The sequence below is a fragment of the Streptomyces sp. BBFR25 genome, from assembly GCF_044590125.1.
Lineage (GTDB): Bacteria > Actinomycetota > Actinomycetes > Streptomycetales > Streptomycetaceae > Streptomyces > Streptomyces canus_D.
Genome location: NZ_CP172447.1, coordinates 8,671,816 through 8,683,840, shown reverse-complemented (window position 1 = coordinate 8,683,840; position 12,025 = coordinate 8,671,816). Strand labels below are relative to the sequence as shown.

The following is a 12,025-nucleotide window of genomic DNA, read 5'->3' as shown; positions in this document are numbered from 1 at the left end:
TGTCATCCCTCCTGCGGGCGGGCTTCGCCCGCGGTGTCGCTGCGACGGCGCAGCGTCAGGAACAGTGCCAGGACGCCCGCAACGAAGGGCAGCAGCCAGGCCAGCCCGGGGACGGGCGCGCCGGCGGTCCATGCCGTCAGGTGGGCCACGAGACGCTCGGCCATGGGCACGCCGCCCATGAGGAGGAGCAGCACGCCGAGGAGGACCGCGGTGAGTCGCGCGGGCTGCGGGAAGGGGAGGGCGGTGGTCTTGTGTGTGGATCGGTTCATGACGCCGACGCTATGACCGGGTGCCACGTGCAGGCATCGGCAGAAAGTCGGCGATCCCGAGGTGACCAAAGTAGCGGAGGTGACCAAAGTAGCGGTGGGCCCATCGGCGGGTCGTTCCCGCTCCGCGGTGGAGGAGCCTTGGGAAGAGGACGAGTGGGGGGTCGCGGTGCTCGTGGGGGGAGGAGCGTGATGAGCCGAGGGCCGGGAGCCAGAAGTCCACTGCCCTTGACGACCTGTATCGGCAGGCTCTTGACCATTGCCATGGCCCGGGTGCTGATGGCGCGGCAGGAGAGACTCGTCCGCGACTCGGTGGTCATGCCCCCCTCGCGGGACAGCCGGAGACATGACCACCGAGGACCTACCGGCAGTCGCGCTCCGGGGGAAGGACGCGGACTGCGGGCAGGGGCGGGCCCTGGCGACAGGCGTGCACCCGATGGGAAGCCCCCACCACCGGGCATCCACCCGGATAGGAACGCCGGGGCTTCGTCAAGCGACGGCACCTGGACACATCGATTGACTGGGCAATTATGCGTTCACATGGACGGGCCTGTCAACGCGGACAGCGGGCGCGTGCAGCGGGCGGGACCCCTGAGCGCAGGGTCGGTGGTTCGGCCGCCGCCGGCCGAACCTGGGCGCGGCATTCTCCCGCCCCAGGGATGCGAGCCGTCCGGAATCGGCTGGCCGCTGAGCCGGTCGGGGCGTCCGCGGGCCTTCGGGAAGGCGGGTGGATCCGGGCAGTGAATGACACCCGTGAAAATCGCCGCGAGGCGCGCAAGAAGTGATCACGGCGCTCATGAGATGAGACGAGTGTTACGGAGGCGACTTCGACGTGACCCGTGTTGACCGGGCGGGGCCTGTGCCCCGTTCCACGCACGGTCAAGTGAACCATTTCGGCCATCACCTTCGTATCAATTCCGAGGAGATTTTCCCCAGTCAATCGGAATGTGGACCAGCAAAAGACATGTCACGTCAGCCTGCCTCGACGTCAAGGCTTCCCAGTCACAGATCTGCCAGATCCGCGCACCGGCGCCGGAGCGGACGAAACCGCCAGAGGCGAGTGGGACGAACCCTGATCATCTTGTTCCTCGCAGCGGTCGCCCTGAGCGTCCCCTTCCTGTCGCGGTACATGGACGGTGGGCCGGGCGTCGCCGGTGCGGTGGCGAAGGAGCAGAGCCGCCAGACCCCTCCGCCCGTTTTCACGAGGTCGTCTGCTGCGGCGCAGGCCGACACAGACGGTTTCGTGACGGCGAGGGTGTCCGCTGCGCCGATCGGCACAGGCACGGTCCGACGCTTCAAGGTCCGCGTGGAGGAGGGAATCGGCCTGTCGGCCGACCGCGTGGCCCGCGAGGTCTACGGGATACTTGCCGATCGCAGATCTTGGACGGCGGACGGCCACGACAGCTTCCAACTCGTGTCCGAAGGCAGCCGGGATTTCGTGGTGGTCATCGCCTCTCCCGCGACGGTCGACAGAATCTGCGGCGCAGCCGGACTGAAGACACGGGGCGAGGTGAATTGCGATGTCGGCTCCCGTGTCATCGTCAACTTGAAGCGCTGGCAGACCGGTTCTCCCAATTTCCATGGCTCTCTGGCCGACTACCGGGCGCTGATTATCAATCACGAGGTTGGGCACCGTATCGGGCACGGCCACGAGACGTGTCCCGGACCCGGCAGGCCGGCGCCGGCCATGATGCAGCAGATCGACGGGTTGCACGGCTGCAAGTCCAACGCCTGGCCCTACGACGGAAAGGGGACGTATCTCGGCGGGCCCAAGGTGCCGTGACCCCGCCCGTACGACGGTTGGGCATGGCCCGCGTGTGCCAGCGCGCGGAGGGCAGGGCGCCGCCCCGCGTCGACTCGGCCGTAGGGGCGTGGGGCGCGCCCGCAGGGGTGGCTTCAGCCGAACAGGGCGAGCACGGCGGTCCTCTTCAGGACGTGCTCAGCGCGTTCCCACGTCCAGCCGCTCTCCACCACCAGGGTGTGCCAGCTCAGGGGCCCGAACCAGTACCAGAGGAGGTCGGCCGTCTCCTCCACCGGGCAGGAGGGCGACGGATCGAGTGAGTGCAGGTGACCGGCGACGGCCCGCAGTGCGTCGCGGTACGCGGCCATGGCTCGCTCCCAGAGGGCCTCGCCGTCCTCGTGGACCGGGAGTGCTTTGCGGATCGCTTCGTGCACGGCGTGCTGACTCTCGTTGCCTGCTCGCGTCCCCCGGGCCAGCGCTGCTACGACCGTCTCCGGCGTACGCATGCCGAGCATCTCCTCGGTGGCCTGCCGGTACCCTGACGCGGCCACACCTTGGTCGACGATCCGGTTCAGGATGTCGCTCTTGCTCCCGACACTGGCGAACACCGTCTTCGGCGCCACACCGGCGGCGGCCGCGATGTCGGCTACAGCCACACGCCCGTAGCCGCGTTCGGCGAACAGTGCCGTCGCTCGGCCGAGGATCAACTCACGGGTGCGGGCGGCACTCCGTTCACGCAGTGGAGACACGTATGGGCGCTTGGGCGACATGTTCGGATGCTAGCATCACCGATTCATTAGGTATGCTACTACCTCAATGTGGGACGCGCCGAGCGCGTCGCCGACGAAGGGCTTGATTCATGGGAATGGACGCACTGCAGCTGGGACGCGGCCTCTTCCGCATCCTCGAGACGGGCGATCGGGCGCTGGCCGCGGACGTCGTGCACCCGAACTTCCGCAACCGTGAGTCTTCCGTTTCGCCACGGGCCTGCTCCCTCCCGGGGCCGGCCGGCGTGCTTGCGTCGGGCGCATGGATGCGCTCCGCCTTCAGCGACTTGCGCTTCGCCGTCACTGGGATCATTCATGAGGAGAACCACGTCTGGGTGCGACTGCGCATGCAGGGTCGCCAGACGGGAGCCTTCGTCCGTTTCCGTGACGGCGTGCTCGACCAGGCCGTTCCTCCCACCGGGCGGGAGATCGACTTTGAGCAGATCCATGTGCTCGGTCTTCGCGACGGCAAGGTGGTCTCGCACGAAGCGGTCCGGGACGACATCACGATGCTCGGGCAGTTGGGCGTGTTCCCGCCGGAACCGGCCGGAATGCTGCGCATGGTCCTGTGGCGGCTGACCGGTCGGGCCAAGCGCGCCGCGCAGCAGGTGACGGCGCGAGCAGCCGAAGCGGCCGCCAAGGCGTAACGGGCTCTCCTTCCGAGCGACTCGACCAGGCCGCGACAGCGACCGGGCAACCCCTTGCGCCCTCGTTCGCGAGGGCGCAAGGGGCAACTCGGCGACATGAACACGTATGTCATGCAGTCAAACCTCATCTGTGTTCCACCTGGAGGCCGACCTGCGCTTCCTGGGGTGCACCGCGGGTCGGCTCGGAACCCTCGGCCATCTGGAGCGTGATACGTGTGAGGCTGGTACACATGTAGGGTGTCTCCGAAGCGGTGCTCGGATCCGTGTACTTCCCACCGGTTGCGGGTGTCAGGGTTACGGTCTCGGCTCCTGCAGCGGTCACCCATGCGAGGGCACCGTGCACCGGTGTTCCCGACGTTACGGAGCTGCGATGCGCGCGGAGACCCTCCCCCAGATGTTCATCGAGGTCGCGGCCCGGCACGGGTCGCGCGAAGCCCTGGTGGACGGGCCGATCCGGCTGACGCACGCAGAAGTTCTGCAGCGGGCCGTCACCGTGGCCCACCGGTTGCGCGACCGCGGCGTCGCACCGGGGGACCGCGTCGCCATCCTGCTCCCCAACTGCTGGCAGTACGCGGTCGGTTACATCGGCGTGCAGCTGGCGGGCGCCATCGCCGTCCTGGTGAACACCCGGCTCACCGGGCAGGAACTCGACCATGTCCTGGGCGACAGCGGCGCGGTGGTGATCCTCACTGACGCAGCGGACGGCCCCATGGGCGCCCGGGTCCCGCCCCGCCACACCGCGCGCCGCATCCCGGTCCACGAGCTCGTCGCCGAACCGGAGGCCCCCCGCGCGGAAGTCGATCCGCGCACTCTGCCCGGCTGCCACCGCGTCCCCGGGGACGTGGCGCACCTGCTCTACACGTCGGGTACGACGGGCCGGCCCAAGGGCTCGATGCACACCCACGCGAATCTCCTCGCCAACGCCCGCACCGTCCGTGAACGCCTCGGTGCGGGGCCGGGCGAGCGGACGCTGATCGCCGCCCCGATGTTCCACGCGACCGGCGTGGTCTCGCAGTTCGTGGGATTCTTCACCGGCGGCGCCTGCTGCGTCATGGTGCCGGAGTTCGAAGCGGAGACCGCGGTCGAGGTGATGGTGCGCGAACAGATCACCTTCTTCGCCGGTGTGGCGGCCATGCTCAGGCTGATCCTGCTCAGGGCTCAGGATGCCGCCCGCGACCTGTCCGCTCTGCGCTTGTTCGTCATGGGCGGGTCGCCGGTTCCGGAGGGCTTTCCCGCCGAGGTTGCCAGACGCCTGCCCGGCCTTCGACTCGGCAACGTGTGGGGCATGACCGAGGGCACCTCCATCGTGACCTACACCGACGGGGACGAGTATCTCGCCCGTCCCGCAACCGTGGGCCGACCAGTCGCCGGGCTCGACGTGGCCGTCTCCGTCGACGGTGCGTCTCCTCGGGACCTGCGGGACACCGTCGGGGAGCTGTGCGTGCGCGGGCCCGTGGTGACCGCCGGTTACTGGAACAACCCCCAGGCCACCGCCTCCGCCTTCGTTGACGGCTGGCTGCACACGGGCGACATCGGCAGCGTCGACACGGACGGCTTCGTCCGGGTCCTCGACCGGCTCAAGGACATGATCATCCGCGGCGGTGAGAACATCTACAGCATCGAGGTCGAGGGCGTCTTGGCCGGCCACCCAGGGGTCGCCGACGTGGCGATCGTCGGTGTGCCCGATCCGGTACTGGACGAGCGAGTGCGCGCGGTGATCGTGCCCCGGCCCGGCCACGCCCCTTCAGTGGAGTCGCTGCACGCCCATGCGGCGGCGGCCCTGGCCGACTACAAACTGCCCGCCGAGTACGTCTTCGTCTCGGAGCTGCCCCGCAATCCGTCCGGGAAGGTGCTCAAACGTCGGCTTGCCGCGAGCGCGGAACCCGGCCAGGGTTCGGTGCCCGCCAAAACGCCGGGGAAGGCGACCGTCCACCAGGAACCCGCGTGAGCTTCACCGCCGGCGCCGCCTGCCCGACCAGGTGGCGCCGTCCGGCCTGGGGGCCGTGTCCTCCACCGTGACCTTCTTCAGGTCTCTCGGTGGCGCGGTGGGAGTCTCGGTGCTCGGCTCGGTGCCGACCGTCCGGATCGGTCACCATGCCGGGGAAACGATCGGTCAGCTCGCCCCACGGGACCAGGTGACGGCCGCAAGAACCTTCACGTACTGCGCGCCGATCGCCCTGGCCGCCTTCCTGGTCATGCTGTTCATCAAGAACGTCCCGCTGCGCGCCACACGTGGCTCGCCCCAGGAGGCCCGGGCCTCGGTGGCCGTCGCCGGGCCACTGATGCCCGCGGGAGGCGTCGCGGCCGACGGGCGGCTGGTCGCGAGACGCAGACCCGTCCACCGGTCCCGCGGGCCGCTCCCCAGGAGCGTGAGCAGAGCCGGTCCTTCCGGAGAGAGCACCCCGGAAGACGGTCCTTGCGAGTCATAGCCCTTTGACCTTTCTCGACCGGTCGTCTACTTTGTAGGCGACCGGTCGTCTTGAATCCAGTCCGGTCGCCTCCCCCGAACCACAGCGAACGGAGACCGCCGCTCATGACCACCCCCGTGAAGCTCGCCATCGTCTACTACTCCTCCACCGGAACCATCGCGACGATCGCCAGGGAGCTGCATGACGCCGGCGTCAAGGCGGGTGCCGAGGTCCGCCTGGTCAGGGCGGGCGAGCTGGCCCCCCAGGCCGCCATCGATTCCAATCCCGCGTGGGCCGCCAACCAGACCGCCACCGCGGACGTCCCCGAGGCCACCCCGGCGGACGTCGACTGGGCGGACGCCGTCATCTTCGGCACCCCCACCCGCTTCGGCAACGTCTCCTCGCAGCTGAAGCAGTTCATCGACACCCTCGGCGGCCTCTGGGCCGAGGGCAAGCTCGCTGACAAGGTCTACAGCGGTTTCGTCTCCACCGCCACGGCTCACGCCGGGCACGAGTCGACCCTGCTCGCCCTGTACAACTCGGTCCACCACTTCGGCGGCATCGTCGTCAGCCCCGGCTTCACGGACCCGGCCAAGTTCGCCGACGGCAACCCCTACGGCACCTCCCACGCGGACGGCCAGGGCACCAACCCGGTCGGCGACACGACTCGCACGGCCGCCCGCATCCAGGCCGAGCGCGTCGTCGCGATGGCCGCGAAGCTGAAAGCGGCGGCCGAGGCCGAGCCGCGCACAGAAGCCGCACCCGACGCCGAGCCGCGCGCCGAGGCGGAGAGCCCCCGGCGCTGGTGGCAGCGCCGCCGCAAGTGACGGTGCACCCCCGGGAAACGGCCTGCCGATGGATCGGCAGGCCGTTTCGCTTGCCGCAGGACCGGTGCGGTCCCCCGTGCACGTGTGGCGCGCGACACCTTGCCCAGGTATGCACCGGGCCATGAACTTGCTATATTTGCTTCGCACAGCAATTAATGGTTCCGCCTCACCGCACCGACGTGCTCCGCGCCAAGAACCCAGCCCCCGCCCGAAGGGAAAGCACGTGCCCACCACCCTGACCGACATCCAGCCCCAGCACTCCCGGACCGACCGGCCCCTGGGTGCTCTCGAGACCGCAGGCACCGGGCGGCACCGCGGCCGTCGCGCCGAGGGGGACGTGTGGACCGCCGGAAGCGAGACCGTCGGTCACGGACGCCATCGCAGGAGCACGTGCGTCATGGCACCGGGACCGGTCACCGCTTCCGACGACCCCGGCATCGGCGGTCGGCTGGACGGCTAGCCCGGAACGGGGCTCCGGATTCGCGTGCCGAGCAGTCCCTCTCCACCGATGCCACATGCCGGGCAGGGGGCGGACCCCGAAACGATCGAAACGCCTGACAGGAAATTGATAATGCAAATAGGTATCTTCGGTGTGGGAGATCTGGCCCGTGACCCGGTCTCGGGACGGACCCCCACGGAACACGCCCGCATCAAGGCCGTGGTGGAGTACGCACAACTGGCCGAGGACGTCGGTCTGGACGTCTTCGCCATGGGCGAGCACCACAACCCGCCCTTCGTACCGTCCTCGCCCACCACGCTGCTCGGTCACATCGCGGCCCGCACCGAGCGGATCCTGCTCTCCACCTCGACGACGCTGATCACCACCAACGACCCGGTGAAGATCGCCGAGGACTACGCGACGCTCCAGCACCTCGCCGACGGCCGTGCGGACCTGATGATGGGCCGCGGCAACACCGGACCGGTCTACCCCTGGTTCGGCAAGGACATCCGCGACGGCATCGCGCTGGCCGTGGAGAACTATGCCCTGCTGCGCCGGCTGTGGCGTGAGGACGTCGTCGACTGGGAGGGCAGGTTCCGGACACCGCTCCAGGGCTTCACGTCCACGCCCCGCCCGCTGGACGGCGTCCCGCCGTTCGTCTGGCACGCCTCCATCCGCAGCCCGGAGATCGCCGAGCAGGCCGCCTACTACGGCGACGGCTTCTTCCACAACAACCTCTTCTGGCCCAAGGAACACGTCCGGCGCCTGGTCGAGCTCTACCGCAGCCGCTTCGAGCACTATGGACACGGCAGGGCCGACCAGGGCATCGTCGGCCTGGCGGCGCACCTCTACATCCGGCCGAACTCCCAGGACGCCGTGCGCGAGTTCCGCCCATACTTCGACCACTCCCTGTACGGCGGCGGCCCGTCCCTCGAGGAGACCATGGAGCAGACCGCGGTGATCGCGGGCAGCCCGCAGGAAGTGATCGAGCGGGTGCTGAGGTACCGGGAGCACGCGGCCGGTGACTATCAGCGTCAGCTGTTCGTCGTGGACGGCATCGGCGTCCCGCACAAGACCGTGCTCGAACAGATCGAGATGCTGGGCGAGGTGGCAGCCGTGCTCCGCAGGGAGTTCGCACAGGACCGTCCGGCGCACGTCCCTGACGCCCCCACGCACGCCTCGCTCAGTGCCGCGGCCCGGGCGCGGACGGCTTCCGGGGAGGGCCGGCGGTGAAACGCACCCTCGCTGTCGTCTCGGCGGGCCTGCGGCTGCCCTCGTCCACACGGATGCTGGCCGACCGGCTCGCCGACTCCACGCGACGTCTCCTCGACGAACAGGGAGAACAGGTCGAGGTGGAGGTCGTGGAGGTCCGCGACCTCGCGCGCGACCTGGTCAGCCACCTGACCACTGGCTACCCGTCGGAGGAACTCCGGCACGCTTTCGAAACCATCGCAAAGGCGGACGGAGTGATCGCTGTCACACCGACCTTCACCGCGTCGTACAGCGGACTGTTCAAGATGTTCTTCGACTGCCTCGACGACACCGCCCTGGTGGGCAAGCCGGTGCTCATCGCGGCCACGGGCGGCACGGGACGGCACTCCCTCGTCCTGGAGCACGCCCTTCGGCCGATGTTCGCCTACCTGCGTGCCGTGACCCTGCCCACCGCGGTGTTCGCCGCCACGGAGGAGTGGGGTGGCGGTGACGCCGGCGAGCCGCTCGTACGGCGCGTCGAGCGGGCCGCGGAGGAACTGGCCCGTGAGGTGGTGCGCCGTGACCCACCGACAGCCCCGGACCCCTACGGAGCTTCCGTGCCGTTCGAGCGGCTGCTGGAGGGCCGTTGAGGAGCCCGCACGGGTGAGCCGGAGCCGCCGTATTCCCGACGGACGCGGAGTCCCTCTGCGACATGTCTCACGGTCCGGAACGGCCTCATACTAGACAGGTCTGTCTAATATGAGTGGTCCATCCGTGCCGACTGGAAGTGACCGCATGAGTTCCGCGCTCCCCACACCTCGGGCCGTCTCGCCGGGCCCGTCCCGGAAGCGGTCCGCCGCACACGCGGCCCCGCGCCGCGGGCGGCTCGGCCCCACCGCCTCCCTCGGCGTACTGGCCTCGATCCTCGTCTCGCTGCTGGCCGCGTCGAGCGCGCCGACACCGCTCTACGCGATCTACCAGCAGCACTGGGGCTTCTCCCCCATCACCATCACCGTCGTCTTCGGCGTGTACGCGGTGGCCGTGCTCCTCTCGCTCCTTGTCTTCGGGAAGATCTCCGACCATGTGGGACGACGGCCGGTCCTGCTCGTCGCCCTTCTCGGCCAAGCCCTGGCGATGGTGGTCTTCGTCGAGGCCGGCGGGGTCGACGCGCTGCTCGCCGCCCGCGTCCTCCAAGGCATCAGCACCGGCGCCGCGGTCGGTGCGCTCGGTGCCGGCATGCTCGACGTCGACGCCCGCAGGGGCGGGTTCCTGAACTCCCTCGCGCCGACGCTGGGCACCGCGGGCGGCGCGATGGTCTCGGGGATCCTCGTCCAGTACCTGCCGGCCCCGACCCGGCTGGTCTACCTGGTACTGCTGGGCGTGTTCGTACTGCAGGCTCTCGCCGTGCTCGCCATGCGCGAGACGGTCTCCCGTGAGCGGGGAGCGCTGGCCAGCATGGCCCCCGAGTTCAAGCTGCCGAAGCCGGCACGGGCGGCGGTCGCCATCGCCGCGCCGGTGATGTTCGCGGTGTGGGCGCTGACCGGCCTGTACGCGGCGCTGGGGCCGGCCATCATCCGGACCCTGGTGCACTCCTCCTCCGTGGTCTGGGGCGGGCTGCCGCTCTTCGTGCTCGCCTCCGCCGCCGGGCTGGCCGTGGTGCTGCTGCGTGGGACGCCAACGCGCAGGGTCATGTTCATCGGCATCGGCTCGCTGGTGGCCGGCGTGCTGATCACCCTCGCCTCCGTCGCCTCGCAGGGCGGGGGAACCCTCGCCGTGACCGCGTTCTTCGTGGGTGCGGCGGTCTCGGGCTTCGGCTTCGGCGGCGGCTTCCAGGGCGGCATCAGGCTGGTCGTGCCGCTGGTCGAGCCGCACGAGCGCGCGGGAGTGCTGTCCCTGCTGTACGTCATCTGCTACGTGGGCCTGGGGGTTCCGGCCGTGATCGGCGGGTTCCTCGTGGTGCACGGCGGCGGCCTGGTGCCGACCGCCCGCGAGTACGGCGTGGCCGTCGTCCTGCTCGCCCTCGCGGCACTGGCCGGGCTGCTGCGCAGCGGTCGCCGCGTGGAGCAGGTGGCGGTGGTCCGGCCTGCCGACACGCCCGCCCTGACGGCACCCGCGGCGGCGGAGCCGGCGCAGCGCTGATCCCCGCAGGAAGCTCTAGACTGAACAGACCTGTCTGATCTGAGGTGGCGAAATGGCGAGCGGCAGCAACGGGACCAGGACACCGGCGCGGGAGCGGCTGCTCCAGGCGGCCAACGAGCTCTTCTACGGCGAGGGCGTGCAGATCGTCGGTATCGACCGGGTGATCGAGCACGCCGGGGTGGCCAAGGCGTCCTTGTACAACACCTTCGGGAGCAAGGAGGGCCTCGTCTGCGCCTACCTGGAGTCCCGGCACGAGCGAAGCCGTGACCGGATCACCCGGACCCTGAGGCGCTTCCGCTCCCCGCGTGAACAGCTTCTCGGCGTCTTCGACGCCCAGGGCGAGGCTTTCACCGATCCCGCGTACAACGGCTGCGCCTTCGTGCGGGCCACCGCGGAGGCACCCGAGAACAGCTCGGTGCGGCGCGCCGCCGAGAAGTACCGCGCCTGGATCCTCGGTCTGTTCACCGAGCTGGCCGACGCCTCCGGTTATGCCGAGCCGGAGGAGCTGGCCCGCCAGCTGCGCCTGCTCTACGACGGAGCGGAGCAGGCCGCGCGCATGGACCGCGACCCGTCCGCCGCCACTACCGCCCGTGACGCGGCGGCCGCCCTGCTCAGTGCGGCGCCTCTGAGAGAGACTTAGCACCATAACACCCTTAAAGTGGGTGCATGACCGATATATCCCCCTTCAGAGTGGTGCAGCGGTCTGCGTCGTACTGGCGCGTGACTTTCGACTCCCCTCCCGTCAACCTGGTGACCTTCGAGACCTTCGCGGCGCTCGGCGACCTCGTGGACCGGATGGAGGCAGACCACGACCTGAAGGTCGTGGTCTTCGACAGCGCCGACCCGGACTTCTTCCTCGCACACTTCGACCTGCTGCCCCCGGAGCAGCCCTACACGGGGCCCGCTTGGCTGGACGTCGCGGCCCGCATGGCCCGGTCCCGTGTGATCACGATCGCTTCGGTCCGGGGCCGGGCGCGAGGGGTGGGCAACGAGTTCCTCCTGGCCTGTGACATGCGCTTCGCCAGCAGGGAAAAGGCCGTCCTGGGCCAGCCGGAGGTCGGCGCCGGGATCACCCCGGGAGGTGGTGCGCCGGAACGCCTGCCGCTGCTGGTGGGGCGGGGGCGCGCCCTGGAGATCATCGCGGGCGCCGACGACTTCGACGCCGAGACGGCCGAACGGTACGGCTGGATCAACCGGGCGCTGCCCGACGCCGAACTCGATGCCCATGTGGACCGCATCGCCACACGGATCGCCTCTTTCGACCGTCGGCCGCTGGCCGAGGTGAAGGCCCTGATCAACCGCTCCACCCTGCCCTCCGAATCCGACCTGAAGGCGGGCCAGGACACTTTCCGGGCCTCGCTGGCCTGGCCGGAGGCGCACGCACGGATCAGCCAGTTGCTCCAGCGGGGCATGCAGCAGCGAAACGACATCGAGTACCGCCTGGGACACCACATCGCCGAACGGTGACCGCGCCACGCGGGTCGCGACGGCCTGAGGGCGGCCCACAACATATATGCTTGCTCTAGCAAGTAATATATGTAGGGCCAGCTGCCCATCGACCGCTTCCCCGGTCCCTGCGGGACGCGGTGGCGGGCGTCAC

At 69.7% G+C, this 12,025-nt stretch carries 13 protein-coding genes; 11 read left to right on the top strand and 2 right to left on the bottom strand.

Translation table 11 applies throughout. The features are described from left to right. Positions 1-2 precede the first annotated feature (2 nt). Positions 3-269 carry a hypothetical protein gene (locus tag ACGH52_RS39040; RefSeq protein WP_399946500.1) on the bottom strand — a complete coding sequence of 89 codons (267 nt, stop codon included), beginning with the start codon at positions 267-269 and terminating at the stop codon, positions 3-5. A 961-nt stretch (positions 270-1,230) separates the two neighbouring features. Between ACGH52_RS39040 and ACGH52_RS39035 the strand changes: the two genes are divergently transcribed. After that, positions 1,231-2,049, top strand: a complete 819-nt coding sequence (locus tag ACGH52_RS39035; protein ID WP_121704754.1) for a DUF3152 domain-containing protein — start codon at positions 1,231-1,233, stop codon at positions 2,047-2,049. Positions 2,050-2,162: 113 nt separating this feature from the next. Here the strand turns inward: ACGH52_RS39035 and ACGH52_RS39030 are convergent, their stop codons facing one another. After that, positions 2,163-2,777, bottom strand: coding sequence for a TetR/AcrR family transcriptional regulator (locus ACGH52_RS39030; RefSeq protein WP_121704753.1), 615 nt, complete (start codon positions 2,775-2,777; stop codon positions 2,163-2,165). A 95-nt stretch (positions 2,778-2,872) separates the two neighbouring features. Here ACGH52_RS39030 and ACGH52_RS39025 point away from each other — a divergent pair, with 95 nt between their 5' ends. The 10 genes from ACGH52_RS39025 to ACGH52_RS38980 all read left to right on the top strand — a co-directional run bounded on the left by ACGH52_RS39025 (position 2,873) and on the right by ACGH52_RS38980 (position 11,892). Further along, complete coding sequence (locus ACGH52_RS39025) at positions 2,873-3,421, top strand: ester cyclase (protein WP_238697034.1); 549 nt, start codon at positions 2,873-2,875, stop codon at positions 3,419-3,421. 370 nt (positions 3,422-3,791) lie between these two features. Then, positions 3,792-5,369 carry a class I adenylate-forming enzyme family protein gene (locus ACGH52_RS39020; protein ID WP_399946496.1) on the top strand — a complete coding sequence of 526 codons (1,578 nt, stop codon included), beginning with the start codon at positions 3,792-3,794 and terminating at the stop codon, positions 5,367-5,369. Between the two features lie 55 nt (positions 5,370-5,424). Further along, positions 5,425-5,850 (top strand): hypothetical protein, encoded by a 426-nt coding sequence (locus ACGH52_RS39015; protein ID WP_399946494.1) that lies wholly within the window; start codon positions 5,425-5,427, stop codon positions 5,848-5,850. A 104-nt stretch (positions 5,851-5,954) separates the two neighbouring features. Beyond that, positions 5,955-6,656 carry an NAD(P)H:quinone oxidoreductase gene (gene wrbA / locus ACGH52_RS39010; protein WP_399946491.1) on the top strand — a complete coding sequence of 234 codons (702 nt, stop codon included), beginning with the start codon at positions 5,955-5,957 and terminating at the stop codon, positions 6,654-6,656. A 223-nt stretch (positions 6,657-6,879) separates the two neighbouring features. Continuing rightward, positions 6,880-7,116: a hypothetical protein gene (locus tag ACGH52_RS39005; RefSeq protein ID WP_210976686.1), complete on the top strand. Its 237-nt coding sequence runs from the start codon at positions 6,880-6,882 to the stop codon at positions 7,114-7,116. Between the two features lie 111 nt (positions 7,117-7,227). Next, complete coding sequence (locus tag ACGH52_RS39000) at positions 7,228-8,328, top strand: CE1758 family FMN-dependent luciferase-like monooxygenase (RefSeq protein WP_121704748.1); 1,101 nt, start codon at positions 7,228-7,230, stop codon at positions 8,326-8,328. Further along, entirely contained in the window at positions 8,325-8,936 is a 612-nt protein-coding gene (locus ACGH52_RS38995) for an FMN reductase (protein WP_399946487.1), read from the top strand. Before ACGH52_RS39000 ends, ACGH52_RS38995 begins: the two co-directional genes overlap by 4 nt. 145 nt (positions 8,937-9,081) lie before the next feature. Then, positions 9,082-10,425 carry an MFS transporter gene (locus tag ACGH52_RS38990; protein ID WP_399946484.1) on the top strand — a complete coding sequence of 448 codons (1,344 nt, stop codon included), beginning with the start codon at positions 9,082-9,084 and terminating at the stop codon, positions 10,423-10,425. 52 nt (positions 10,426-10,477) lie between these two features. After that, positions 10,478-11,065: a TetR/AcrR family transcriptional regulator gene (locus ACGH52_RS38985; RefSeq protein WP_399946481.1), complete on the top strand. Its 588-nt coding sequence runs from the start codon at positions 10,478-10,480 to the stop codon at positions 11,063-11,065. A gap of 26 nt (positions 11,066-11,091) precedes the next feature. Beyond that, the gene (locus ACGH52_RS38980) at positions 11,092-11,892 is read left to right on the top strand and encodes an enoyl-CoA hydratase/isomerase family protein (protein ID WP_121704744.1); all 801 of its coding nucleotides are present in this window, start codon (positions 11,092-11,094) and stop codon (positions 11,890-11,892) included. The last annotated feature ends 133 nt before the right edge of the window (positions 11,893-12,025 follow it).